General features: G+C 67.0%; 28 protein-coding genes. 22 read left to right on the top strand and 6 right to left on the bottom strand.

The window, feature by feature from the left end:
- The first annotated feature begins 116 nt into the window (after positions 1 to 116).
- Both ACT6S0_RS00795 and ACT6S0_RS00790 read left to right on the top strand, forming a co-directional pair.
- The gene (locus ACT6S0_RS00795; protein WP_444762011.1) at positions 117 to 1610 is read left to right on the top strand and encodes an MraY family glycosyltransferase; all 1494 of its coding nucleotides are present in this window, start codon (positions 117 to 119) and stop codon (positions 1608 to 1610) included.
- A 27-nt stretch (positions 1611 to 1637) separates the two neighbouring features.
- Complete coding sequence (locus tag ACT6S0_RS00790) at positions 1638 to 3119, top strand: DEAD/DEAH box helicase (RefSeq protein WP_444762010.1); 1482 nt, start codon at positions 1638 to 1640, stop codon at positions 3117 to 3119.
- Here ACT6S0_RS00790 and ACT6S0_RS00785 read toward each other — a convergent pair.
- Together ACT6S0_RS00785 and ACT6S0_RS00780 are read right to left on the bottom strand one after the other, a co-directional pair.
- On the bottom strand, positions 3116 to 3877 hold the full coding sequence (locus ACT6S0_RS00785; RefSeq protein WP_444762009.1) for an SAM-dependent methyltransferase: 762 nt from the start codon (positions 3875 to 3877) through the stop codon (positions 3116 to 3118). The genes ACT6S0_RS00790 and ACT6S0_RS00785 overlap by 4 nt on opposite strands.
- Positions 3874 to 4449 carry a Maf family nucleotide pyrophosphatase gene (locus ACT6S0_RS00780; protein WP_444762008.1) on the bottom strand — a complete coding sequence of 192 codons (576 nt, stop codon included), beginning with the start codon at positions 4447 to 4449 and terminating at the stop codon, positions 3874 to 3876. The genes ACT6S0_RS00785 and ACT6S0_RS00780 overlap by 4 nt, the downstream gene beginning before the upstream one ends.
- Positions 4450 to 4481: 32 nt before the next feature.
- Here ACT6S0_RS00780 and ACT6S0_RS00775 point away from each other — a divergent pair, with 32 nt between their 5' ends.
- From ACT6S0_RS00775 to ACT6S0_RS00720, 12 genes are all read left to right on the top strand, one after another.
- The gene (locus tag ACT6S0_RS00775; RefSeq protein WP_444762007.1) at positions 4482 to 5033 is read left to right on the top strand and encodes a YceD family protein; all 552 of its coding nucleotides are present in this window, start codon (positions 4482 to 4484) and stop codon (positions 5031 to 5033) included.
- A 191-nt stretch (positions 5034 to 5224) separates the two neighbouring features.
- Positions 5225 to 5410: a 50S ribosomal protein L32 gene (gene rpmF / locus ACT6S0_RS00770; protein WP_056204281.1), complete on the top strand. Its 186-nt coding sequence runs from the start codon at positions 5225 to 5227 to the stop codon at positions 5408 to 5410.
- 111 nt (positions 5411 to 5521) lie between these two features.
- Positions 5522 to 6616 carry a phosphate acyltransferase PlsX gene (gene plsX, locus ACT6S0_RS00765; RefSeq protein WP_444762006.1) on the top strand — a complete coding sequence of 365 codons (1095 nt, stop codon included), beginning with the start codon at positions 5522 to 5524 and terminating at the stop codon, positions 6614 to 6616.
- Complete coding sequence (locus ACT6S0_RS00760; RefSeq protein ID WP_444762005.1) at positions 6613 to 7611, top strand: beta-ketoacyl-ACP synthase III; 999 nt, start codon at positions 6613 to 6615, stop codon at positions 7609 to 7611. The genes plsX and ACT6S0_RS00760 overlap by 4 nt, the downstream gene beginning before the upstream one ends.
- Before the next feature lie 57 nt (positions 7612 to 7668).
- A complete protein-coding gene (fabD, locus tag ACT6S0_RS00755) occupies positions 7669 to 8616 on the top strand; it encodes an ACP S-malonyltransferase (RefSeq protein ID WP_444762004.1) in 948 nt (315 codons plus the stop codon).
- Positions 8616 to 9359, top strand: a complete 744-nt coding sequence (gene fabG / locus ACT6S0_RS00750; RefSeq protein ID WP_444762003.1) for a 3-oxoacyl-ACP reductase FabG — start codon at positions 8616 to 8618, stop codon at positions 9357 to 9359. The genes fabD and fabG overlap by 1 nt, the downstream gene beginning before the upstream one ends.
- A 132-nt stretch (positions 9360 to 9491) precedes the next feature.
- Positions 9492 to 9731 carry an acyl carrier protein gene (gene acpP, locus ACT6S0_RS00745; protein ID WP_056204266.1) on the top strand — a complete coding sequence of 80 codons (240 nt, stop codon included), beginning with the start codon at positions 9492 to 9494 and terminating at the stop codon, positions 9729 to 9731.
- Positions 9732 to 9766: 35 nt separating this feature from the next.
- Entirely contained in the window at positions 9767 to 11011 is a 1245-nt protein-coding gene (gene fabF, locus ACT6S0_RS00740; protein WP_444762002.1) for a beta-ketoacyl-ACP synthase II, read from the top strand.
- Positions 11012 to 11028: 17 nt separating this feature from the next.
- Entirely contained in the window at positions 11029 to 11439 is a 411-nt protein-coding gene (locus tag ACT6S0_RS00735; RefSeq protein ID WP_444762001.1) for a hypothetical protein, read from the top strand.
- A complete protein-coding gene (locus tag ACT6S0_RS00730; protein WP_444762000.1) occupies positions 11439 to 12020 on the top strand; it encodes a sigma-70 family RNA polymerase sigma factor in 582 nt (193 codons plus the stop codon). The genes ACT6S0_RS00735 and ACT6S0_RS00730 overlap by 1 nt, the downstream gene beginning before the upstream one ends.
- Entirely contained in the window at positions 12014 to 12562 is a 549-nt protein-coding gene (locus ACT6S0_RS00725; protein ID WP_444761999.1) for a hypothetical protein, read from the top strand. Before ACT6S0_RS00730 ends, ACT6S0_RS00725 begins: the two co-directional genes overlap by 7 nt.
- 79 nt (positions 12563 to 12641) lie before the next feature.
- Entirely contained in the window at positions 12642 to 14111 is a 1470-nt protein-coding gene (locus ACT6S0_RS00720) for a DegQ family serine endoprotease (protein ID WP_444761998.1), read from the top strand.
- A 98-nt stretch (positions 14112 to 14209) separates the two neighbouring features.
- On the opposite strand, the gene ACT6S0_RS00715 is transcribed toward ACT6S0_RS00720, so the two are convergent.
- Positions 14210 to 14575, bottom strand: coding sequence for a hypothetical protein (locus ACT6S0_RS00715; RefSeq protein WP_444761997.1), 366 nt, complete (start codon positions 14573 to 14575; stop codon positions 14210 to 14212).
- 48 nt (positions 14576 to 14623) lie between these two features.
- Here ACT6S0_RS00715 and lepA point away from each other — a divergent pair, with 48 nt between their 5' ends.
- From lepA to acpS, 8 genes are all read left to right on the top strand, one after another.
- Entirely contained in the window at positions 14624 to 16432 is a 1809-nt protein-coding gene (gene lepA / locus ACT6S0_RS00710) for a translation elongation factor 4 (protein ID WP_444761996.1), read from the top strand.
- 40 nt (positions 16433 to 16472) lie between these two features.
- On the top strand, positions 16473 to 17450 hold the full coding sequence (lepB, locus tag ACT6S0_RS00705; RefSeq protein ID WP_444762081.1) for a signal peptidase I: 978 nt from the start codon (positions 16473 to 16475) through the stop codon (positions 17448 to 17450).
- Between the two features lie 44 nt (positions 17451 to 17494).
- A complete protein-coding gene (locus ACT6S0_RS00700) occupies positions 17495 to 17848 on the top strand; it encodes a DUF4845 domain-containing protein (protein WP_444761995.1) in 354 nt (117 codons plus the stop codon).
- Positions 17849 to 17873: 25 nt separating this feature from the next.
- A complete protein-coding gene (rnc, locus tag ACT6S0_RS00695; protein ID WP_444761994.1) occupies positions 17874 to 18566 on the top strand; it encodes a ribonuclease III in 693 nt (230 codons plus the stop codon).
- Positions 18563 to 19489: a GTPase Era gene (gene era, locus ACT6S0_RS00690; RefSeq protein WP_444761993.1), complete on the top strand. Its 927-nt coding sequence runs from the start codon at positions 18563 to 18565 to the stop codon at positions 19487 to 19489. Before rnc ends, era begins: the two co-directional genes overlap by 4 nt.
- Positions 19486 to 20238: a DNA repair protein RecO gene (gene recO, locus ACT6S0_RS00685; RefSeq protein ID WP_444761992.1), complete on the top strand. Its 753-nt coding sequence runs from the start codon at positions 19486 to 19488 to the stop codon at positions 20236 to 20238. The genes era and recO overlap by 4 nt, the downstream gene beginning before the upstream one ends.
- Before the next feature lie 181 nt (positions 20239 to 20419).
- Positions 20420 to 21190, top strand: coding sequence for a pyridoxine 5'-phosphate synthase (locus ACT6S0_RS00680; protein WP_444761991.1), 771 nt, complete (start codon positions 20420 to 20422; stop codon positions 21188 to 21190).
- Positions 21187 to 21600 (top strand): holo-ACP synthase, encoded by a 414-nt coding sequence (gene acpS / locus ACT6S0_RS00675; protein WP_444761990.1) that lies wholly within the window; start codon positions 21187 to 21189, stop codon positions 21598 to 21600. Before ACT6S0_RS00680 ends, acpS begins: the two co-directional genes overlap by 4 nt.
- On the opposite strand, the gene ACT6S0_RS00670 is transcribed toward acpS, so the two are convergent.
- From ACT6S0_RS00670 to ACT6S0_RS00660, 3 genes are all read right to left on the bottom strand, one after another.
- On the bottom strand, positions 21588 to 23261 hold the full coding sequence (locus ACT6S0_RS00670; protein WP_444761989.1) for a hypothetical protein: 1674 nt from the start codon (positions 23259 to 23261) through the stop codon (positions 21588 to 21590). The genes acpS and ACT6S0_RS00670 overlap by 13 nt on opposite strands.
- A 120-nt stretch (positions 23262 to 23381) precedes the next feature.
- A complete protein-coding gene (locus ACT6S0_RS00665) occupies positions 23382 to 24911 on the bottom strand; it encodes a POT-type proton-dependent oligopeptide transporter (protein ID WP_444761988.1) in 1530 nt (509 codons plus the stop codon).
- Positions 24912 to 25007: 96 nt separating this feature from the next.
- Positions 25008 to 25305: hypothetical protein (locus ACT6S0_RS00660; RefSeq protein WP_444761987.1), on the bottom strand; the 298-nt coding region annotated here is incomplete at its 5' end.

Raw genomic sequence — 25305 nt, 5'->3', positions numbered from 1 at the left:
CGCCCTCTCGAACCAGCTCGCGTGGCGCTTCAGCGCCTGGCTCTACGCCTGCTGCTCGCGTGGAGGGCTGTGACGGCGAAACCAGGCGCACTGGGCCGACCTGCGAATCGTTGGAATTGGCATCAGCGGCCTGGCTGCTTAACGGCATCGCGCCGGCCAACATGCCGAGCGCCAATGCCATCGCCGTCTTGCGCACAGACGCGACCGAACATGCTGCAGATGCGCCAGCCAAGAACCGAGTCACGACCGATGGCGAAAGGGGCGGCATCTGTCGGGGATCGAGACTGGTCATGTTGACGGAGGAGAAGTTGAGGGAGATGCCTGGCACCAATGTACGGCAGGCTCAAATCGGCGCGGATTCTAGCTACGCACCCCGGGCGACCCGTTCGGCGTCCGTCCAGTTCGTGCGTCGTTACACTGCCGACGTCGGTCGAATAGCGGTCCAAGCCGCTGGCAGTTTCTCGGCCCGCCTCCTATACATGCTTCCGATTCTTGCCCTGAGCTTCGCCATTGCGGCCGCCGCAACGCTGCTCATCATTCGCTCTTCGCACCTGCACGGTGCGCTGTCCGCCGATCACGACCTCTCCGGCCCGCAGAAGTTCCACTCCCGGCCGGTGCCGCGCATCGGCGGCTTTGCAATCTTTAGCGGGTTCGCCGTAGGTACCGCGCTGCTCGCCTGGCGCTATCCGAGCATGAGGAATGCAGCGGCTTTGCTGCTGCTCTGCAGTACGCCGGCCTTCATATCCGGCGTCATCGAGGATCTGACCAAACGCGTCAGCCCGCTGCGCCGCATGCTGGCCACGCTGTTGGCCGCAGCACTAGGGGCCTGGCTGCTCGGCGCGCAGATCAAGACAACATCGATCCCAGGCCTCGACCAGATCGCTGCAACCGCGGTCGGCGGCTATGTGTTGGCGCTGCTGGTCGTCAGCGGTGTGTCCAACTCAATCAACATCATCGATGGCATGAATGGCCTGGCCTCCATGTGCTCGGCCATCATGCTGGCCGGCCTGGCCTATGTGGCTCTTCAGGCAGGCGACCTGCTCGTGGCGGCCATGGCGATTGCGGTCATCGGCGCTGTGCTCGGGTTTTTCATGTGGAACTATCCGTTCGGCCTGATTTTCCTCGGCGATGGCGGCGCCTATTTCCTCGGTTTCATGCTTTCGGAACTCGCCATCCTGCTGCTCGTGCGCAACCCGGACGTGTCGCCGATGTTCCCGCTGCTGCTGTGTGCCTATCCGGTCTGGGAGACGGTGTTCTCCATGTACCGCCGCAAGTTCGTGCGTGGCCGCCCCGTGGGCATGCCCGACGGCATCCATCTGCACAGCCTGATCTATCGCCGCCTGATGCGCTGGGCGCTCGGCAGCAAGGACGCGGCCGTGTTGACCCGTCGCAATGCGCTCACGGCGCCCTACCTATGGGTGTTGTGCAGCCTGTCTGTCGTGCCGGCCACCATCTGGTGGGACGACACAGTCATGCTGCAGATCATCCTGGGGCTCTTCGTCGTCAGCTATGTGCTGCTGTACTGGCGCATCGTTCGCTTTCGCACGCCGCGCTGGTTGGTCCTGAATTCGCGCGCTGAACCGCAGCCTCCTGTGACGCGGCCGGAGTAGTTTTCTCCTATCCGGGATAATCGCCGGATGCAAGAAACCCCAGAGTCCGCAGTTGCGGTAACCGACGAGGCGCCCGCGCCGGCCCGTTTCGACACCCTGCCGCTGGACCCCAAGCTGCTCCGCGCGGTTGCTGATTCCGGCTACCTGACGATGACGCCCATCCAGGCCAAGGCGATTCCGATCGTCCTGGAAGGCCGCGATGTGATGGGCGCCGCCCAGACCGGCACTGGCAAGACGGCGGCGTTCTCCATTCCGTTGCTTCAGCGCATGCTCAAGCACGAGAACCCGAGCGTTTCGCCCGCGCGCCATCCGGTGCGCGCGCTTGTGCTGGCGCCGACGCGGGAACTGGCCGATCAGGTCGCCGAGAACGTCAAGAAGTACGCCAAGCACACGCATCTGCGGTCCGTGGTCGTTTTCGGCGGTATCGACATGAAGCCGCAGACCGCCGCGCTGAAAGCCGGCGTCGAGGTGCTGATCGCAACACCCGGCCGGCTGCTGGACCACATCGAGGCCAAGAACTGCGTGCTCAACCAGGTCGAGTACGTCGTCCTCGACGAGGCCGACCGCATGCTGGATATCGGCTTCCTGCCTGACCTGCAGCGCATCCTCAGCTACCTGCCCAAGGCGCGCCAGACCCTGCTCTTCTCCGCGACCTTCTCGCCCGAGATCAAGCGACTCGCACAGAGCTATCTGCAGGACCCGATCCTTGTCGAGACGGCCCGCCCCAACCAGACCGCGGCGAACGTCGAGCAGCGCTTCATCGCCGCTACCGATGACGACAAGCGAGCGGTGGTCAAGCAGATCCTCAAAGAGCGCGCGATCACGCAGGCCATCATCTTCGTGAATTCAAAGCTGGGCGCGGCGCGCCTGGCCCGCACCTTCGAGCGCGACGGCCTGCGCACGGCGGCCCTGCACGGCGACAAGTCTCAGGACGAGCGTTTGAAGTCGCTCGATGCCTTCAAGCGCGGCGATGTGGATCTACTGGTGGCCACCGACGTGGCGGCACGGGGTCTGGACATCGCCGACCTGCCCGCGGTCTTCAATTTCGATGTGCCCTTCAACGCCGAGGACTATGTCCACCGCATCGGCCGTACCGGCCGTGCGGGCGCCTCGGGACTGGCAGTCACACTGGTCGCCAAGTCGGATGCGCGCCTTGTCGCGGACATCGAGAAGCTGATCAAGCGCAAGATCGATCTCGACCCCTTCGAGCTGCAGGACAGTCGCCCGCCTCGCTTCGAGCGCCCCCGCAATGAAGAAGTGATGGAGCGTACAGAGCCCCACCGGCCTGCCCGACCCGCCTTCCGTCCGCCGGCGCCGGCCAAGGACCCTTTCTTCGACAAGCCCTACGAGGCGAGTTCGCGCGAGGAGCCGCCCACCTGGGAAAAGACCAAGGCCGGCTCACCGTCAGCGGGCGGCGGCAAGGGCCTGTCCAGCTACATCAAGCCCAAGAAGCAAGTCGCCGCGCTGTTTGGCGGCAAGCCAAACCCGTCGGCGCCGGCTGATTCTTAAGCCAGGATCGCGAACACCGCCGGAATGCGGTCGGGCAGGGTGGTGCGATTGGACCGCCAGTCCGCCACCGTGGCGGTTTGGGTCCATCCGTTGGGCAGCGTCAAGCCGACGCTGATCGACAAGCGCGTGCTGGGTTTCAAGGCGACCAGCAGCGCCTGGCGCAGGGCCTCGTTGCGGTAGGGTGTCTCGATCAGCAGCTGCGTTTGCTGGGCCCTGGCCGACAGCGCCTCCAGTTCGCGGATGCGGGCGGCGCGCGGCGTTGCGTCAACCGGCAGATAGCCGACAAAGGCGAAGCTCTGTCCGTTGAGCCCGCTGGCGGCCAGGGCCAGCAGCAGCGAGCTGGGCCCGGATAGCGCCACCACCTCGATGCCGGCTTCGTGCGCCAGCGCGACCAGGCGCGCGCCGGGGTCGGCCACCGCCGGCAGGCCGGCCTCCGAGATCAGTCCCAGGTCATGCCCGGCGAGCGCAGGGGCCAGCAGCGATTGCCAGGCCGCTGTGTCGTCCGCTCCCTGCTTCCCGCCTTTGGGCGGACGCGGCAGTTCCGCGATCTGCATCGACTGCAGCGGCTGGGCCAAGGGTGCGATGGCATCCACCCGCTTGAGCAATGCCCGTGTTGTTTTCGCGCTCTCTGCGGCCCAGTGCGTCAGCCGCGCGGCCTGCTCGATGACGCGCTGGGGCAGCACTTCGCGCAGGTCCAGGGAGTCATCCACGCCGAAGTCCAGCGTGTTGGGCATCAGGATCAGACGCCCGTGCTTCATGCCAGCGGCTCCAGGCCGGCCCGGCGCAGCAGCGCGCAGGTGCGGATCAGCGGCAGGCCGATCAAGGCCGTCGGATCGTCGGACTCCACCGCCTGCAGCAGGGCGATGCCCAGGCTTTCGACCTTGGCGCTGCCGGCGCAGTCATAGGGTTGGTCGGCGCGCAGATAGTGCTCGATGGCCGCATCGCTCAACCCCCGAAACCGTACGCGCACCTCGGCGCGCTCGATGGCGGCCAGGCCGGGCGCCACGACGGCTACGGCGGTCTGGAAGACGACCTCTTGGCCACTCATGCGCCGCAGCTGTGCGGCAGCGGCGTCGTGGTTGCCAGGCTTGCCGATCGCCTCGCCGCCCAGGTCGGCCACCTGGTCCGAGCCGATGACGATGGCGCCCGGGCGCATCGCCGCGACGGTGCGCGCCTTGGCCAGCGCCAGCCGCTCGGCCAGTGCGGCCGGCACCTCGCCGGCCAGGGCGGTCTCGTCGACCCCGGGTGCCACGGCCTCGAAAGGCAGGCGCAGCCGGGTTAGCAATTCCTGTCGGTAGCGTGAGGTCGAGGCGAGGATCAACTGGGGCATCGCTGCATTCTCGCCCGCCTAAACTCCTGGACATGAAATCGCGCGCCTTTGTTCCCGAGAAGCTGGATGTCGCCGCGCTGGCCCATGACGACGCCAGCCTGGCGGGCGAATGGCCGGCGATGCAGCTTGAGCGCCTGGCCGACTCGGCCGCTCCAGAGGCCCCCGCCAGCGGCTGGCCGGCGTTGCGGTGGAGTCTTCATGGCGAAATGCGTCAGCCCAAGGCCGGCAGCGCCCATACCTGGCTTCACCTGACGGCGGCGGCCCAGGTTGCGCTGACCTGTCAGCGGTGTCTGAAGCCCGTGCGTGAAGACATCGAGGTCGACCGTTGGATTCGTTTCGTCGACACGGAGGCCGAGGCCGCCGCGCTGGACGTCGACAGCGATGACGATGTGCTTGCCCTGCCGCGCCATCTGGATGCGCGTGAATTGATCGAGGATGAACTGCTGCTCGCGCTCCCGCTGGTGCCGCGTCACGACGTCTGTCCCGAGCCGCTGTCCCATGTGGAGGACGAGCCGGAGCCCGAAGTGGAAGAGCGCCCCAATCCCTTTGCCAAGCTGGCCGCGCTGAAGCGTCGAGACGGCTGACGCCATGTCCACGCCAGCTGTTGCGGGTTCGAGATCAAGTCCGGCTTGGCGATCCGGTCATCCAGTGCTACACTCGCGGGCTTTTCTGCGGCCTGGAGTTCGAGCTTTGATCTCGCTCCCCGGGGTGGTGCCTCAAAAGGCCCCATGCCGCAATAGTCCGCCCCCAAATCCCGCAGAGTCTGGAGAATTTCATGGCTGTTCAGCAAAACAAGAAGTCGCCTTCAAAGCGCGGTATGCACCGTTCGCACAATGCGCTGGTCACGCCGGGTACCGGCATCGAGCCGACCACGGGCGAAGTGCACCTGCGTCACCACATCAGCCCGACCGGTTTCTACCGTGGGCGCAAGGTGCTGAAGAGCAAGGCCGACGCGGCCTGATGGTGCCGGGTGCCGCTCGCCGCGGCGCCGCCCGACTGATGAATCTGCCAACCCGGCCTGCGTACCGCGCAGCGCCGGGTTTGGTCTTTGTGGCTCACAAAAACCACTGATATGACCTCGCCCCTGTCCGAACCGATCCGGTTGGCCGTCGACTGCATGGGCGGCGACCACGGCCCGTCGGTGACGCTGCCGGCCTGCCGCGCTTTTCTCGACAAGCACCCCGACGCTGAGCTTCTCCTTGTCGGCAAACCCGACGAGCTCAAGGCTGCTGCGGCCTGGCCGCGCTGCCGCATCGTGGCGGCCAGCGAAGTCGTCACGATGGAGGATTCGGTCGAGGTTGCGTTGCGCCGCAAACGCGACTCGTCAATGCGTGTGGCCATCCAGCAGCTCAAGGCCGACCGCGACGGGCGTCCGGCGCTCGCCCATGCCTGCGTGTCCGCCGGCTATACCGGCGCGCTGATGGCCGTGGCCCGCTACCTGCTGAAGACGCTGGACGGCATCGACCGCCCGGCCATTGCCACCGTCATGCCCAACCAGCGCGGGCGCTTCACGACCGTGCTGGACCTGGGTGCGAATGTCGACTGCACGGCGGAACACCTGCTGCAGTTCGCCGTCATGGGCAGCGCGCTGGTGTCTGCGGTCGAGGGCAATGAAGAGCCCAGCGTCGGCCTGCTCAACATCGGCGAAGAGGCCATCAAGGGCAGCGAGACCATCAAGCAGGCGGCCGAGCTGCTGCGCGCCGCAGGTGCGGCCGGGCAGCTGAACTTCTTCGGCAACGTCGAGGGCAATGACATCTACAAGGGCACCACGGACATCGTCGTCTGCGACGGCTTCGTCGGCAATGTCATGTTGAAGACCTCCGAAGGCCTGGCCACGATGATCGGTGCCTTCATCAAGGAGGAGTTCAGCCGCAATCTTTTGACCAAGGCGGCCGCCGTGGTCGCGATGCCCGTGCTGAAGGCCTTCAAGCATCGGGTCGACCATCGCCGCTTCAATGGGGCGGCGCTGCTGGGGCTGCGCGGGCTGGTGTTCAAGAGCCACGGTTCGGCCGATGCCTTCGCCTTCGAGATGGCGCTGGCCCGCGCTTATGATGCCGCCCGCAACCGGCTGCTTGACCGGGTCCACGACCGCATCGTCGCCACGCTGCAAGCCAAGGCGGGCGATGCTGGAGACAACGCGGCGAACACCGTCGCGCAGGCCGCATGAGCCCTACTGGAATCCACACCCCTCGCTATTCCCGCATCCTCGGTACCGGCAGCTATCTGCCTGCCGACCGCGTGACCAACCAGGACCTGGCCGCGCGTCTTGCGGCTGACGGCATCGAGACCTCCGACGACTGGATCGTCGAGCGCACCGGCATCCGTGCCCGCCACTTCGCGGCGCCCGAGCAGGCCGCCAGTGACCTCGCCCTCCCGGCCGCCCAGGCCGCGCTCGAAGCCGCCGGCATCATTGCCGAAGAGATCGATCTCATCATCGTCGCCACGTCCACACCCGACATGGTCTTTCCCTCCACGGCCTGCCTGCTGCAGAAGAAGCTCGGCGTCCATGGCTGCGCGGCCTTCGACGTACAGGCCGTCTGCTCGGGCTTCGTCTACGCCCTCAGCGTGGCCGATTCGATGATCAAGAGCGGCGCGGCCCACAAGGCACTCGTCGTCGGCGCCGAGGTGTTCTCGCGCATCCTCGACTTCAAGGACCGCACGACCTGCGTGCTGTTCGGTGACGGCGCCGGTGCCGTCGTGCTCGGCGCCAGCGCCGAACCCGGCATCCTCGCGACCGAGCTGCACGCCGATTCCCGCCATGTCGACGTGCTGTGCACGCCCGGCACGGTCGCTGGCGGCCAGGTGCAGGGCAGCCCCTTCCTGAAGATGGACGGCCAGGCGGTCTTCAAGCTCGCCGTCGGCGTGCTGGAGAAGGTCGCCCGCTCGGTGCTCGACAAGGCTGGCCTGACGGAGGCCGATCTGGATTGGTTGATCCCCCACCAGGCCAATATCCGCATCATGCAGGGCACGGCCAAGAAGCTGAAGCTGGACTTGAACAAGCTCATCGCCACTGTCGACGAGCATGGCAACACCTCTGCTGCCTCCGTGCCGCTGGCGCTGGACGTCGCCGTGCGCAGCGGCCGCATCCAGCGCGGCGAAACCATCATGCTCGAAGGCGTCGGCGGCGGCTTCACCTGGGGCGCGGCCCTGCTGAAATACTAGCCGTCCACGTGCTGCCGCACCGGCAGCGCCGACCGCTGTTGATTTGGAACTGATCTCATGACTGCACCTTTCGCCGTTGTCTTTCCCGGCCAGGGCTCGCAGGCCGTCGGCATGCTCGACGCCTGGGGCGACCATCTGGAAGTCCGCCGCACCCTCGATGAGGCGTCTGCCGCCCTGGGTGAGGACATTGCCGCGCTGATCCATGCCGGTCCCAAGGAGCAGCTCGACCTGACCACCAACACCCAGCCGGTCATGCTGACGGCCGGCATCGCCTGCTGGCGCGCCTTTGTCGCCGAGACCGGCGCGGTGCCCGCCGCCGCGGCCGGCCATTCGCTGGGTGAGTACACCGCCCTGGTGGCTGCGGGCGCCTTGAGCCTGGCCGATGCGCTGCCGCTGGTGCGCTTTCGCGCTCAGGCGATGCAGGAAGCCGTGCCGGTCGGCGCAGGTGCCATGTACGCCATCCTGGGCCTCGACGGCGACGCGGTGCGCGCGGGTTGTGCCCAGGCGGCGGAAGAGACAGGCGAGGCCGTTGAAGCGGTCAACTTCAACGACCCCAAACAGACGGTGATCGCCGGCAGCAAGGTTGCCGCCGACAGGGCCGCCGAGATCCTGAAGGCGGCCGGTGCCAAGCGCTCGCTGCCCCTGCCCGTGTCCGCGCCTTTCCATTCCAGCCTGATGAAGCCGGCGGCGGAGCGGCTCAAGCAGAGGCTGGCCTCGGTGCAGTTCCAGCCCGCGGTCTTTCCGGTCATCAACAACATCGACGTCGCCATCACCGACAGCGACGATGCGTTGCGCGACGCCCTGTACCGCCAAGCCTTCGGCCCGGTGCGCTGGGTCGAGGTCGTGCAAGCGCTCAAGGCGCAGGGCGTGGGCCACATCATCGAGGCCGGCCCCGGCAAGGTGCTGACCGGCATGACCAAGCGCATCGACGCCGAACTGCAGGCGGCCTGCGTCTTCGATCCCGCCTCGCTCGCCGAGGCCCGCAATCTCCTCGGGGGCGGTTGATGAATGAAGCCATGAGCAAGGGCGTCGCCCTCGTCACCGGCGCCAGCCGCGGCATCGGCCGTGCGATTGCGCTGGCTTTGGCCAACGAAGGCTGGCGTGTGGTGGGCACGGCCACGTCCGAAGCCGGCGCTGCTGGCATCACCGAAGCCCTTGGCTCCCGGGGCGGCCGCGGCATCGTGCTCAACGTGACCGACGCGGCGGCCAGCCAGGCCGCGGTGGACGAGATCGTGGCCAGGGAAGGCGGCCTGCATGTCCTGGTCAACAACGCCGGCATCACCCGCGACGGCCTGTCCATGCGGATGAAGGACGACGACTGGGATGCCGTCGTCGACACCAATCTGAAAGCCGTCTTCCGCCTCGCCCGCGCGGCCACCAAGCCGATGATGAAGCAGCGCGCCGGCCGCATCATCAACATCACCTCGGTCGTCGGCGCCTCCGGCAATGCCGGCCAGGCCAACTACGCGGCGGCCAAGGCCGGTGTCGCAGGCCTGACCCGTTCGCTGGCGCGTGAGCTGGGCAGCCGCAACATCACGGTCAACTGCATCGCGCCGGGCTTCATTGCCACCGACATGACCGAGGTGCTGCCCGAAGCCCAGAAGGCCGCGCTGCTGTCGCAGATCCCGCTGGGCCGCCTCGGCGCGCCCGAGGAGATCGCCGCGGCGGTCGTCTTCCTGGCGTCACCGGGCGGTGCTTACATCACCGGGTCCGAGCTGCACATCAACGGCGGCATGTACATGGGTTGAGCCCGCCGGGCCGCCAAGGGCGAAGCACGGAGGTCATCCGAAAGTTTGGCGGGCTTCCCGATTTAGGGACGCCCATCTAGAGGCCCTTAGAATGCCGGGCTGTTTTCTGCAAACCCCTCCCGGAGGAGTGTCATGAGCGATATCGAAGCACGAGTCAAGAAAATCATCGCCGAGCAACTTGGCGTGGCGGAAGCCGACGTTACGAACGAGAAGGCTTTCGTTGCCGACCTCGGCGCCGATTCTCTGGACACCGTGGAACTGGTGATGGCCCTCGAAGACGAGTTCGGCATCGAGATCCCCGACGAAGAGGCCGAGAAGATCACCACCGTGCAGCTGGCGATCGACTACGCCGTCAAGCACCAGAAGGCCTGAAGGCTTTTTTTTCTCGCAACTCTGATCCGCACCGCATGAGCCGTCGCCGCGTCGTCGTCACCGGTCTTGGCCTCATCAGTCCCGTCGGCAATACCGTTGCCGAGGGCTGGGCCAACATCCTCGCCGGGCGTTCCGGCATCGCCACCGTCACCCGCTTTGACGCCAGCAACATGGCGTGCCATTTCGCGGGCGAGGTCAAGGGCTTCAAGATCGAGGACTACATCCCCGCCAAGGAAGCCCGGCACATGGATATCTTCATCCATTACGGCCTGGCGGCGTCCATACAGGCGGTGCGCGATGCCGGCCTGCCCACCGGCGACCAACTGACCGAGGAACAGGCCGAGCGCATCGGCGTGCTCGTCGGGTCCGGCATCGGCGGCCTGCCGCTGATCGAGGACACCAAGACCGAGCTGGTGAACCGTGGCCCGCGCCGCATTTCACCTTTCTTCATCCCGGCCTCGATCATCAACATGATCTCTGGCCACGTCTCCATCCAGTTCGGCTTCCAGGGCCCCAACCTTGCGATCGTCACGGCCTGCACGACGGGCCTGCATGCGATCGGCGAGGCCGGCCGGCTCATCGAGTACGGCGATGCCGACGTGATGATCGCCGGCGGTGCCGAGGGCGCCGTCTCGCCGCTGGGCATCGGCGGTTTCGCCGCGGCACGCGCGCTCTCCACCCGCAACGACGACCCCGCGACCGCGTCCCGCCCCTGGGACAAGGACCGCGATGGTTTCGTGCTGGGCGAGGGTGCGGGTGTGCTGGTGCTCGAAGAGTACGAACACGCCAAGAAGCGTGGCGCCAAGATCTACTGTGAACTGGCCGGCTTCGGCATGGGTGCGGATGCGTACCACATGACCGCGCCCAACGTTGACGGCCCCAAGCGCTCCATGCGCGCGGCGCTGCGCAACTCGGGACTCAATCCCGACCAGGTCAACTACATGAACGCCCACGGCACGTCCACGCCGCTCGGCGACGTGAACGAGACCAATGCGATCAAACTGGCATTCGGCGATCACGCCAAGCAGATGGTCATCAGCTCGACCAAGTCCATGACCGGCCACCTGTTGGGCGGCGCGGGTGGCATCGAGTCGGTGTTCACCGCGCTGGCTATCCGCGACCAGGTCGCCCCGCCGACGATCAATATCTTCAACCAGGATCCCGAGTGCGACCTGGACTACTGCGCCAATGAGGCGCGGCCGATGAAGATCGACGTCGCGGCCAAAAATAATTTTGGTTTCGGCGGCACCAACGGCACGCTGATCTTCAAGCGCGTCTGACGACGCCGCGCCCGGCGATGCGCCGCACGCCGCCGGTCGCCGTGCATCTGCAAGCTCAGCCGGTTGTGCAGGCCCATGTTGCCCTGATAGCGGCGCTGGCCGCGGGCGGCTTGGCCGCTTCGGCGATCAGCCACCAGCCGCTCGCCTGGCCCGTGATGCTTGGTGTGCCGCTCGCCGCTGTCTGGACGTGGCGCACGGCGGCTGTGCTGCCGCGCCGGCTGCGCTGGGACGGCCAGACCTGGTGGCTGGCCGAGCCCGGTCGTGCTGACGAGACGGAGGTGCAACTGGCCGTGCTGCTCGACTTCGACAACTGGCTGCTGCTGCGCGCCAGCCCCGGCCCGCGCTGGTTGCCGCTGTCGCGCCGCCAGCAGCAGGCGCAATGGACAGCACTGCGTGCGACGCTGTTCTCCGCCCCACAGGCGCCGTGATGAGTGACGCCGAGGCCGACGCGCTGCTGGTCCGCGAAGCCCAGGCCGGCAGCCGTGCCGCCTTCGACATGCTGGTGTTGAAATACCAGCGCCGCGTCGAGCGCTTGCTTTCGCGCAGCGTGCACGACCCCGCCGATGTGGCCGACCTCTGCCAGGAGGCGTTCCTGTCGGCCTACCGTGCCCTGCCCGCCTTTCGCGGCGAGAGCGCCTTCTACACCTGGATCTACCGCATCGCGATCAATGCGGCCAAGCGTCACCGGGCCCGGCAGCGGCCGCTTGAACCGCTGGACGACGAGGGAACTTTTGGCACCGGCGCGACTCCAAGCGACGATGCGACTCCCGAATCCCTGCTCGCCAGCCGCCAGTTGGCGCGTGAACTGGACGAGGCGGTCGAGTCCCTGGCCGAGGACCAGCGCCGGGCGTTGCTGCTGCGAGAGGTGGATGGTTTGAGCTACGAAGAAATTGCCGATCTGCTGGCTTGTCCAGCGGGCACCGTGCGCTCGCGCATCTTTCGTGCTCGCGAGGCCGTCGCCGCACGGCTGCGGCCCTTGCTGGGCGCCAGAGGAGGCCGGCGATGGTGAGCCGGGTCGACGACAGCTTGGACGAGGCCCTGTCCGCCGTCATGGACGGCCGTGCGACGCCCGCGGAGTGGGCGCGCGTCAATGCCGCCTGGGCGGGCGATGCGGGCCTGCGCGAGCGCTGGGCACTGTGGCACGCGGCCGCGGACGGCCTGCGCTCGGCGGAGCTACCAAGGGGGCATCGCGAACCCGAGGCGCTGCTTGCAGGGCTGCACGCGCAGATGCAGGCGGCGGTTGCCGAACATCCACGCCGGCGCGACTGGTTCGCACCCTTTGCGGTGGCGGCCGGTTTCGTGGCCATGGCGCTCGGCGTCAGCGTGCTGGGGCCCACGCCCGCACCGGACGCGGTCGTCGCTGCTGCGCCGGCCACAACACCGCGTGCGCAAGGGCTTAGCGGCCTGAGCTTTGCACAGACCGCGGCTGGCCGCACGCTGCCTGTCGTCGTGGGTGCGCGGGAGGCCGGTTTGCCGGGTGATCCTTCGCCTGAAACCATTGACTGGGGCCTGGCTCTGCCGGAGCCGGCCGCTTCCGAACCGCATCATTGAAGCCGCGTCCTTGAAGCGCTGCATTGCCGCCCCATCTGTTCCTCCCGTCCGCCTCTCGCTGAACCCCTGGAAATCAAACATGCACGCTGAGACCCGCCTCAATCCCGCGCGCGCGCGCTTCCTGCTTTCAAGCTCGGTCCTGGCTTTGGCGCTGGCGCTGGGTCAGGCGCCCGTCACCGCGCAAACGCGAGAGTTGCCGGACTTCGCTGAACTGGTCGAGCGTGTCGGCCCGGCGGTCGTCAACATCCGCACCGCCGAGAAGGTCAAGATGACCGAGGGCCAGGCGGAGATGAACGAGCAGATGCAAGAGTTCTTCCGCCGCTTCGGCATCCCCGTGCCCAACCAGCGCCGTGGTGCACCGCGCGGTGGCGGCACGCCGGACGACGATGGCCCGATGCGCCGCGGCGTCGGCTCGGGCTTCATCATCAGCGCCGATGGCTATGTGCTGACCAATGCCCACGTCGTGCAGGGCGCCGACGAAGTCATCGTCACGCTGACCGACAAGCGCGAGCTTAAGGCCAAGCTCATCGGCGCTGACCAGCGTTCCGACGTAGCCGTCGTGAAGGTCGAAGCCACCAGCCTGCCATTCGTCAAGGTGGGCGACAGTAACCGGGTTCGCGTCGGCGAATGGGTCATGGCCATCGGCTCGCCGTTCGGCCTGGAGAACACCGTGACGGCAGGCATCGTCAGCGCCAAGCAGCGCGACACCGGCGACCTGCTGCCGCTGATCCAGACCGATGTGGCCATCAATCCCGGCAACTCGGGAGGGCCGCTGGTGAATCTGCGCGGCGAGGTGATCGGCATCAACTCGCAGATCTACAGCCAGAACGGCGGCTATATGGGCATCTCGTTCGCGATCCCCATCGGCGAGGCAATCCGCGTGGCGGACGAGCTGCGCTCTGGCGGCCGCGTCGTGCGTGGCTACCTCGGCGTGCTGCCTGATGACATCACCAAGGAAATTGCCGAGGCCATTGGCCTGGGCAAGCCGCAAGGTGCGGTGATTCGCTCGGTCATCGCGGGCAGCCCGGCCGAGAAGGCCGGCGTGGAAGGTGGAGACGTCGTCACCAAGGTCGACGGCAAGATCGTCGACAAGGCGGCCGACCTGCGCCGGCTGGTGGCCAATGTGAAGCCCGGTGCCAAGACGACGCTGACGGTGTTCCGTCGAGGCGCAACCAAGGACATCGTCGTCACCATCGGCGAAGACGAGCGCAGCAAGAAGCCTGGTGGCAGCGCCGAGAGCAGCAACGAGCCGGCGCCCGCCGCGTCCGCGCCGAGCGCGGCGCTGGGGCTCAAGGTGTCGGAGCTGACCGAGGCACAGCGCAAGGAGTTGAAGCTCAAGGCGGGCGTCAAGGTGGACAGCGCGACGGGCGCCGCCGCGCGCGCAGGGCTGCGTGAGGGCGATCTCATACTGTCGGTCGACAACGTCGAAGTGCCTTCGGTCAAGGTCTTCCAGTCCCAGATTGCCAAGGCCGACAAGGCCAAGGTCATCAATCTGGTGGTGCGCCGGGACGACGTCGTCAGCTTCGTGCTGCTCAAGCCGACGCGCTGACCATAAACCTAGGTTGGAAGGTCGGGCTTTCCGCGATACGACAAGTCCGGCCCGGTCTGTTGGCCAGGTTGTCCACCGTTTCCAGAAGTTGGCACCGGCTAACTTGAACCGTCGACGCCGGATTGTTTGCGCCAGTCGCTAAAATCAGCGCCTGATACACCCAGAAAAGGTTGCTGGACGATGGAATTCCCACCATCCAAGCGCGACTGGATTTGATCCACAGGTGATCCACAGGATCTTGTGGATAACCTGTGGTTAAAATGCTTGTTGGCAGCCTGCAACGACCCGGAAACCAATGCTGGTGCGGTTTCCCGGCCGGGCCTTTTGACTACAATGAAGGCCCAACAAGCAGTTGCCATACCTTTTGTTGGAAGGCACGTCGCCTCTTCGACGTGCCTTTTTTTTAGCTTCAGCACGCCGCTTCGCGGCTTCACATCGCTCCGCGATATGAACTTGCGCTGCAAGGGCTCTCGCCCTTGTGTCCCACCTCTGGCAGCGCAGAACAAGACTCCATGAATCACATCCGCAACTTCTCCATCATTGCCCACATCGACCACGGCAAGAGCACGTTGGCCGACCGCATCATCCAGCGCTGCGGCGGCCTGAGCGATCGCGAGATGGAAGCGCAGGTGCTGGATTCGATGGACCTGGAGCGCGAGCGCGGCATCACGATCAAGGCGCAGACGGCCGCGCTTCAGTACAAGGCCAAGGACGGCCAGATCTACAACCTCAACCTCATCGACACGCCGGGTCATGTGGACTTCTCCTATGAGGTCAGCCGCTCGCTGTCAGCCTGCGAAGGCGCGCTGCTTGTCGTCGACGCCAGCCAGGGCGTGGAGGCGCAAACGGTGGCCAATTGCTACACCGCGCTGGACCTCGGTGTCGAGGTCGTGCCGGTGCTGAACAAGATGGATCTGGCGTCGGCCGACCCCGAGAACGCCAAGGCCGAGATCGAAGACGTCATTGGCATTGACGCTGACAACGCCATTCCCTGTTCGGCCAAGACCGGCATGGGCATCGACGAGATCATTGAGGCGGTAATTGCACGCATGCCGGCGCCGCGCGGCAATCCCGACGGCGCGCCCCGCGCCATGATCATTGACGCCTGGTTCGACAACTACGTCGGCGTCGTCATGCTGGTGCGCGTGGTGGACGGCGAGCTGCGCAAGGGCGAGCGCATCCGCATGATGAACACCAACACGGTCTATCCCATCGAGCACATGGGCGTCTTCACGCCCAAGAGCGAGAACCGCCCAAGCCTCAAGGCCGGCGAGGTGGGGTTCATCATCTGCGGCATCAAGGAACTGGCTGCGGCCAAGGTCGGCGACACCGTCACGCTGGAAAAGAAACTCCCCAACAATGCCGGCCCTGCGACCGAGGCGCTGCCAGGCTTCAAGGAAATCCAGCCCCAGGTCTTCGCGGGCCTCTACCCGACCGAAGCCAGCGAGTACGACCAGTTGCGGGACGCGCTGGAAAAGCTCAGCCTCAACGATTCGTCCCTGCGCTATGAGCCCGAGGTCAGCCAGGCGCTCGGCTTCGGCTTCCGCTGTGGCTTCCTCGGCCTGCTGCACATGGAGATCGTGCAGGAGCGCCTGGAGCGCGAGTTCGACCAGGACCTCGTCACCACCGCGCCCAGCGTCATCTACGAGGTGGAGCTGAACACCGGCGAAGTCATCCAGGTCGAGAACCCGTCCAAGATGCCCGAGGTGGGCGCCATGCGCGAGATCCGCGAGCCCATCGTGACGGTGCATCTCTACATGCCGCAGGACTATGTCGGCGTGGTGATGACGCTGGCCAACCAGAAGCGCGGTGTACAGCTGAACATGGCCTATCACGGCAAGCAGGTCATGCTGACCTACGAGATCCCGCTGGCCGAGATCGTGCTGGACTTCTTCGACAAGCTCAAGAGCGCCTCGCGCGGTTACGCATCCATGGACTACGAGTTCAAGGAGTACCGCGCGGCCGACGTCGTCAAGGTCGACATCCTGATCAACGGCGAGAAGGTCGACCCGCTGTCCATGATCGTGCACCGCAGCCAGAGCCAGTACCGCGGCCGCGGCGTGGCCGCCAAGATGCGCGAGCAGATCCCGCGCCAGATGTACGACGTGGCCATCCAGGCCGCCATCGGCGCCAACATCATCGCCCGCGAGAACATCAAGGCGCTGCGCAAGAACGTGCTGGCAAAATGCTACGGCGGCGACATCACCCGCAAGCGCAAGCTGCTCGAAAAGCAGAAGGCCGGCAAGAAGCGCATGAAGCAGATCGGCTCCGTCGAAGTGCCGCAAGAAGCCTTCCTCGCCATCCTGCAGGTCGATGACTGAATCCCCACTGACCGAATCCCCTGCCTTGAAAACCTCCCTGATGAGCGCTCTGACCGGTGTTTTGTACGCGGCCCTGGTGGCCTATCTGGGCGGCTGGTACATCGGTCGATGGAACGGCAACTTCGCGCTGCTGCTTTTCGTCCTGACCTCAGTCACGCTGTTCTACTGGCTGGCCGAGCGCTTCCACTTCGCGCCGGCCCGCCGCGCCGCCGCCGATGCGCTGGCGGCCAGCGACGCCAAGCGCCGCGAGACGCTGGCTGCGCAGGGCATCGCCCGCGTCGATGGCGACATCGAGCCGGCCCGCCAGCAGATCCTGCAGCAGCCCTGGTGGCTGGACTGGACCGCCGGGCTGTTCCCGGTGATCCTGGTCGTCTTCCTGTTGCGCAGTTTCCTGTTCGAGCCCTTCAAGATCCCGTCCGGATCGATGGTGCCGACACTGCTGGTTGGTGATCTCATCCTCGTCAACAAGTTTCACTACGGCATCCGCCTGCCGGTGCTCAACAAGAAGATCGTCGCCAACAACGACGTCAAACGTGGCGACGTGATGGTTTTCCGTTACCCCGAGGACACCAGCACCGACTTCATCAAGCGCGTGGTGGGCATTCCCGGCGACGAAGTGGCCTATATCAATCAGAAGGTCTACATCAACGGCCAGCCCGCGCCCCTGCAGTCGCTGGGCAACTACTACGACGAGGATGGCCGCGTCTACCGCCAGCGTTTCCTTGAGAAGCTCGGCGAGAAGGAGCACCAGATCCTCGTCCAGCCCGAGGCGCAGCGCTATTTCCGCGCCGACCGCGCCGACGGTCCCTTCCCGTTCAATGAGAACTGCCGCTACACGGTTGAGGGCGTGACCTGCAAGGTGCCGGCCGGCCACTACTTCACGTTGGGCGATAACCGTGACAACTCCCGTGACTCGCGCTTCTGGGGTTTCGTGCCCGACGAGAACATCGTCGGCAAGGCCTTCTTGGTCTGGATGAATTTCGGTAACCTCAAGCGCGTCGGCACCTTCTTCGATTGATACAGATGAGCCCTCGTTGCATTGTTCGTCCCCACTCGCCCGTCTTGCGGCAACGCCAACGCGGCCTGTCGCTGATCGGCCTGCTGTTCTGGGGCGGCGTCATTGCCGTGATGGCCGTCGTCGCCATGAAGGTCTTCCCGACCGTGCTGGAGTACTACACCGTGCAGCGTGTGGTCGACCGCATCGCGGCCGGCAACCCCGCCACGGTGCCGCAGGTGCGCCAGCAGTTCGACACCGCCATCCAGGTCGAGTACTCCATCCAGAGCATCAAGGGCAGCGACCTGACGGTCAGCAAGGACGGCAACGATCGCGTCGTCATCGAGTTCGCCTGGGACAAGGAAGTCGACCTGGCCGGCCCGGTCTATCTGCTCATCAAGTACCGGGGCAAGTCACGTTGACTTCGTTGATGGTGCCGCCGCGACGATGAGCGCTGCGCTGGACGACCTGCAACGCCGCCTGGGGCATCGTTTCCAGCGGCCCGAGCTGCTGGCCCGCGCGCTGACCCACCGCAGCTATGGCGCCGATCACAACGAGCGCCTTGAATTCCTCGGCGACGCCGTGCTGAGCCTGGCCGTGTCGAGCCTGCTCTACGAGCGCTATGCCGGCTCGGACGAGGGCGACCTGACCCGCGTGCGCGCCCACCTGGTGCGCGAGGACAGCCTGCACAAGCTGGGCCTGGCGCTGGGGCTGCCGGCCGTGCTGAAGATGTCGGACGGCGAGGCCCGCGGCGGCGGTGCTCAGCGGCCTTCCATCCTCGCCGATGCGGTCGAAGCCGTGCTTGGCGCCGCCTACATCGATGCGGGCTACGACGCGGCGCTGGCCATCCTGCGCCGCCTGCTCGGCGAGACGATCGCGACGGCAGCCAGCGCCGGCGATTTCGCCAAGGATGCCAAGACCGCGTTGCAGGAATGGCTGCAGGCCCGCCGCATCGCCGTGCCAAGCTACCGTATCGTCGCCACGCGCGGACAGGCCCACGCACAGACCTTCGAAGTCGAGTGCGCGGTGCCGGCGCTGGACGTGGCCGAACTCGGCGAAGGTCGCTCCCGCCGCACCGCCGAGCAGGAGGCAGCCCGCCGCCTGCTGGATAGACTCACCGCCGAACGAGGCAAGCCATGACCACCGACGCAGTACCCCCCGCCGCTGCCACCGCTGACGGCCCCGCCCAGCGCTGTGGCCTTATTGCCATCGTCGGTCGACCCAATGTCGGCAAATCGACGCTGCTGAACGCCCTCGTCGGCCAGAAGGTCAGCATCACGTCCGACAAGGCGCAGACCACACGCCACCGCATCACCGGCGTGCGCACGGTTGACGAGGCGCAGTTTGTCTTCGTCGACACGCCGGGCTTCCAGACCAAGCACAACGCCGCGCTCAATCGCACGCTGAACCGCACCGTGCACGGCGTGCTGGCCGACGTGGACCTGGTGCTCTTCGTCGTTGAGGCCGGCCGCTTCGGCCTGGACGACGCCAAGGTGCTTGGCCTGCTGCCCGAGGACAAGCCGGTGGTGCTGATCGCCAACAAGCTCGACGCCGTGCACCGCCGCGCCGAGCTGGCGCCGTGGCTCAAGGGCATGCAGGAGCGCCGCAACTTCACCGAGTTCGTGCCGCTGTCGGCCAAGAAGGAGGCCGACGTGACGCGCCTCTTCAAGATCCTCAAGCCCTATCTGCCCGAGCAGGGCTGGTTCTATGCCGAGGACGCGCTGACGGACCGCAGCGAGAAGTTCCTGGCCAGCGAGATCATCCGCGAAAAGCTCTTCCGCCTGACCGGCGACGAACTGCCCTACACCTCCACCGTCGTCATCGACAAGTGGGAAGAGGAGGGCGAGCTGCGCCGCATCAGCGCCAGCATCGTCGTCGAGCGCGACGCCCACAAGGGCATGATCATCGGCCAGGGCGGCGAGCGCCTGAAGCGCATCGGCTCGGAGTCGCGCCAGGAGCTGGAGCATCTGATGGATGGCCGCGTCTTCCTGGAACTGTGGGTCAAGGTGCGCTCGGGCTGGGCGGATACCGAAGAGCACCTGCGCAGCTACGGCTACGAGTGAGCGCGAGCCGCGCGCCTTCGCTGCAGGCAGCGTTCGTGCTGCACTCCCACGACTGGAGCGAGTCCAGCCTCATCCTCGACCTGTTCACGCGTGAGTCCGGCCGCGTGGCCGTGGCGGCCAAGGGTGCCAAGCGTCCCTACTCGCAGCTGCGAGCCGTGCTGCTGCCGTTGCAGCGCATCAGCGTGAGTCTGAGCAAGCCTGCCAAGGCCGACGGCGGCGAAGTGCAGACGCTGCGCAGCGCCGAATGGGGCGGTGGTGCCACGCTGCCCAGCGGTGCGGCGCTGTTTTCGGGTTACTACCTGAACGAGTTGTTGCTCAAGCTGCTGGCCCGCCACGACCCGCATCCCCAACTCTTCGACGCCTACGCCGATGCGCTGCGTCACTTGTCCGAAGGCGATGCGGCGCTGCGCGCCTTCGAGCTCAAGCTGCTGGCGGAGCTGGGCCTGCTGCCCGACCTCAGCGTCGTCACCCCCACGCAGGCGCCCATCGACCCCGCACGGCGCTACCAGCTCTCGCCCGAGTCCGGCCTGATCCCGCCGACGGGTGATGCCAGCCTGCCGGGGGCCCTGCTGATCCAGTTGCAGGCCGCGCTGCTACATGGCAGCCCGGCCGCGCTGCGCCAGGCCTGCTCGACCGACCAGCCCAGCCTGAAGACGACGCTGCGCGGCCTGCTCCACTACCACCTCGGCCACCAGCCGCTGCGCACGCGCGCGCTGATGATGGACGTGCAGCAACTGACGGACAGCTGAGCAGGCAGCACGGATGGCCAGACGCGGCTTTCGGCCGTGCGGCGGGCTGCGAACAATGGGCGCACCCCACCCTGAAAGCGCCCCATTGCGCCTGATGGTCCTGCGCACGGTCCCGCCGCGCTGACGCAGCTCGGGCCACGTCCTGGCCACCGCAAGGCCCGCTCCACTACGATGCCGGCCCATGAATCCCTTCGCCCACGCCGGCGCCCGCTGCGCCTTGTCGGTCAACGTCAACAAGGTCGCACTGCTGCGCAACACCCGCCACCTCGGCATCCCCAGCGTGCTGCGTGCCGCCGAGCAATGCCTGCTGGCCGGCGCGCACGGCATCACGGTGCATCCGCGCCCCGACGCGCGCCACATCCGCGCCGATGATGTCGACGACCTTGCCGCCTTCCTGAAGGACTGGCCCCAGGCCGAGTTCAACATCGAAGGCAACCCGACGCAGAACCTGATGGACTTCGTGCGGCGGCACCGCCCGCACCAGGTCACCTTCGTGCCCGACTCGGAAGAGCAATTCACGTCCGACCATGGCTGGACTCTGCCGGCCGATGCCGGGCGGCTGCGTCCGCTGATCCAGGAGGCGCAAGATCTGGGCGTGCGGGTCAGCCTCTTCATGGACCCCAACCCGGCGGCGATGGCTGAGGTTGCCGAGCTGGGCGCCGAGCGCATCGAGCTCTACACCGAGACCTTCGCCAGCGCCTTCGGTACGCCGAACGGCGGTGCGGTGCTGGCGGGCTTCACGACCACGGCGCAGGCAGCGTTGAAGGTCGGCCTCGGCATCAATGCCGGACACGACCTGAACCGCGACAACCTGGCGGCCTTCCTGAGCGCGGTGCCCGGCGTGCAGGAGGTGTCGATTGGTCATGCGCTGATCGCCGACGCGCTGGAGCTGGGTTATGCCGAGACCGTGCGTGGCTACCTGCGCGCCATCGCGGGCGCCTACACGCAGTGATCTACGGCATCGGCACCGACGTCTGCGACATCCGCCGCATCCGCGAGACGCTGGCGCGGCGCGGCGAGCGCTTCGCGGAAAAGGTGCTGGGCCCGCATGAACTCGCCGTGTTCCGCGAGCGACGCGCCAAGGTCGAGGCGCGCGGCGTGGCCTACCTGGCAACGCGCTTTGCTGCCAAGGAGGCATTCTCCAAAGCCATCGGCTTGGGGCTGCGCATGCCCATGACCTGGCGAGCGATGGAAGTCGTCAAGGCGCCCAGCGGCAAGCCCGAGGTCGCCTTGCATGGCGCGCTGGCCGCCTGGTTCGCCGTGCGCGGCTTGAGCGCCCATGTGACGGTCAGCGACGAGCAGGACTACGCCGTCGCCTTCGTCGTGGTCGAGCGCTTGGCCGGGGAAGCTCAGCGGGTTTGAAATACCAGCCGCTCGGCCAGCTCCCGCCGCGCGGGCGGCTGGGCGGGCAGGCGGTCCAGCGTTGCGATCACGGGCTCGCAGGACGCACCCGCGGCGGGGCTGGGCGCCTCCGGTGCATCGGCCCACACCCGGGCGAGCATGCCCAGGGCGTTCGAGCCGACGGTGCGACTCAGCACCTCGACCTCGATGGCGCTCGGCGGCCGCGGCAGCCAACGTGGCGGCGCGCCGTTGGCCGCGTCCAGCAGCCATTGCGCCTCGCGCACCTGCAGGGCCAGCGGCAGTTGCTGGCGCACACTGAGGCGGCCATCCAGCAGGTCGCGGCAGGGCGGCCGCGCGCCGGGCCTGGGTGGCGTGCGCAGCGCCCTGGCCTGGTCGGCAACAAGCTGCACATAGCGCCGGCGCAGAACCACATCGCTGCCGCTGACGAGAGCTGGCATCTGCTGGGCCAGCGCTGGCAGCGCGGCCGCCTGCACGTCCTCGTCGGCGGCACCCGTCGCGCGGGCCGTCCACATGCGCTTGGCAACCGTCTCGACCGTGCCGGCGTTGCGCCGCTCCAGCGCCTCCCAAACCGGGTGCATGCGCAGCGCGTCGTCGAAGTCGGCCAGGCCGGCGTTGGCGGCAGGCAGCGGGATGGCCAGGGTCTGCGGCGACGGCGCGATCAGCGCATACGCCAGCAGGTCCGCGCGTGGCGCAAACCACATGCTGCGCGACGGCGTGTCCAGCGTCTTGTCGATCATGACCTGCGGCAGGCCCAGCTCGCGATAGGTCTTGGCCAGCTCCTGGTTGGCCAGTTCCTCGAAGACCGGGTTGTAGGTGCCGGTGGACGCGCGGTGAAAGCCGAGCTGGCCGGTGGGCGCCAACTGGCGCGGGCTGCCGGCCAGGAAGACGAGGGTGCAGGCGCTGGCGCAGGTGCCCACGGCGCGGGCCTCGTGGCCATGGGCCTTGAGCGCGGTGGCCATGCGCTCTGCCTCACGCACGCGGCCGCCCGGCGAGGACAGCTCCACGCGCTTGATCCCGCGCGCGCCCTCGCTGCCCAGCATCGCCCGCAGCCGCTCGCCGTCGCCCATGCCGATGACACCGTCCAGCCGCAGGCTGCGGCCGTCGGCCGACAGGCTCATCTTGGCGTGTCCGATGGGGTCGATGCCGCGCGCCATCTGCCAGAACCCGCCGACCTCGGGCAGGAAGCCGAACAACGTGAACAGCAGCAGATGCAAGACGCCCAGGGCCAGCGTGATGCGCGCCAGCCAGCCCCACAGCAGGGAGCCGCTTTCGCGCAGGTAGTTCGTGGCAGCGCGCCAGGCACCGACCTTGCACCACGCGTCCAGTGCCAGCAGCAGCGGCATGCCCAGCAGCAGCACGATGGCGCTGACCTGCAGCGAATCGCCCTTGACGCTGACCCAGCTCATCACGCCGGCCAGCACCATCGACAGCGGCACCGCGACGAGGAAGTTGTTGACCCAGTAGCTGCGCGGCAGGCTTTGTTCGCCGCGCCAGTGCCGCGTGAAATAACCCGCCGTGGAGGCCGGTGCCACGCGCGGCTGTCGGCTCGGCTTCGGCCGGGGCCGGTGCGAGGCCTGCTGCCAGGCGGCCGGCGGCGCCTGCGTGGGCCGCGGCCCATCGGCAGCCGCCGACGTCGGATCGATGTAGGGACGCTCAGTCACGCGAATGCCGTCAAAAAGATGCCGCCCGGTCAGGCCAACGGGCGGCATCGTAGATGGCAGCGGGCGGGGTGCGCCTGGGCAGGCTCAGGTAATTTCACCCAGGCCGGCTCGGCCGTGACATCAGCCGCGGTAGTTGTTCTGCATCGGATAGCGCCGCGCCACCAGCGCGAACAGGGCCGCCGCCAGCAGTGCGAAGCCGGCGAAGAAGAACATCAGACAGGCCGCCTCGCTGTAGCCCGTGGACTTGATCGCCGCCAGCGCCGCCGGGCTCTTGATGCTGACGTTGGACAGCAGCACCCACAGGTTGCCGACCGTCACCGACAGGCTCCAGAAGCTCATGATGGTGCCCTTCATCGTCAGCGGTGCCTGGCTGTAGGCGAACTCCAGGCCGGTGGCCGAGACCAGCACCTCGCCCAACGTCAACAGCGCATAGGGCAGCACCTGCCAGACGATGCTGACCGCCGAGCCCTCGTCCAGCCACAACTGCAGCACGCCGGCGGCAATCCAGGCAAAGCCTGCCAGCGCGATGCCTGCGCCCATGCGACGCAGCGGCGTCACCCGCAAGCCCGTTCGCTCCAGCATGGGGTAGAGCAACAGGTTGTTGACGGGAATGAGGATCATCACCAGCAGCGGGTTGAGCGCCTGCATCATGGACGACTGGAACCATACGGGCTTGGTCATCTGATCAGCCTGGAGCACCCAGGTCGAGGCCTTCTGGTCGAACAGCGACCAGAACGGCGTGACGAGGGCAAACAGCACCAGCACGCGCAGCACCGAGCGCACGCCGTCCACGGCTTCGTCAGGGTGAATGCCGCGCGCGCGGTCCAGTTGCAGTGACGCGCCAACACCGCCGAAGCCCATGATCAGCACCAGCGCCAGGCAGACCGCCGCAACGATGCCCAGGCTGGCAATCTGGCTCAGGCTGAAAGCCGCCAGCAGCAGGCCCAGCGCCGCGACGCCCATGCCCAGACCGCCGGCCTTCAGCGCCGTCCACACCACCCACATGAAGCTGTGCGGGTTGGCGCCGCGTGGCGGCTGGTGCACATACTTCTTGCGGCCGGCCCACAGGATGACCGTGGCCAGCAGCATCAGCACACCCGGCAGGCCGAAGGCGATGCTGGCGCCGTAGTTCTTGAGGATGATGGGCATCAGCAGCGACGCGAAGAAGCTGCCGAAATTGATGATCCAGTAGAAGGCGTCATAGACCTTCTGCGCCAGTGACCGGTTGCTCTTGTCGAACTGGTCGCCGACGAAGCTGGTGACCAGCGGCTTGATGCCGCCCGAGCCCAGCGAGATCAGGAAGAGGCCGAAGTAGAAGCCCTTGAGGTTGTTCTCAAAGAGCGCCAGGCAGGCGTGGCCGGCACAGTAGATGACGCTGAACCAGAAGATCGTCGGGTACTTGCCGAAGAAGCGGTCGGCCAGCCAGCCGCCCAGCAGCGGGAAGAAGTAGACGCCGATGACGAAGGTGTGAAACACCTCCTTGGCTTCGGCCTTGCGCAGGTCCTCGGGGATAGCCAGCAGCAGGCTGGTCATCATGAAGACCGTCAGGATGTTGCGCATGCCGTAGAAGCTGAAGCGCTCGCATCCCTCGTTGCCGATGATGTAGGGGATCTGCGGCGGCATCTTGGCCGCGGAGGTGGTGGTCGTCATGAAAGCCTCGGGGTCGTGGGGCTCAAGAGAAAACGCCGCGCGGCTTGTGGCCGGCGGCGTTCTCGGGTGGATCAAGGGCCGGTGATCAGGCCTCGGTCAGGCTTCAAACGGCAGCTTCACCTGGCTCAGGTCCTTGCGCGTCTCGACGAGCACCAGCGGGCCCTCGTCGACAGTGACGACAGCCGCCGGCTCGCGGCCCAGCGCGTTGGGCGCGGGCTCGGCAGCGATGGCTGCCTGCGCGGCGGCAATCTTGTCGGCATCCGAGTTGACCCATTGCAGGCCGGCACCTTCGGCAATGGCTTGCAACTGATCCATCGGCAGCTTGAAGGCCTCGACCACGGGCGCCGGGGCGGCGGCCGGTGCGGGAGCGCGCGTCGGCGCCGGGGTCGCAGCG

The sequence above is a fragment of the Roseateles sp. genome, assembly GCF_052436255.1.
GTDB lineage: Bacteria > Pseudomonadota > Gammaproteobacteria > Burkholderiales > Burkholderiaceae_C > Pelomonas.
The sequence above is the reverse complement of the archived record's forward strand: the minus strand, read 5'-3'. Positions and strand labels throughout refer to the sequence as shown.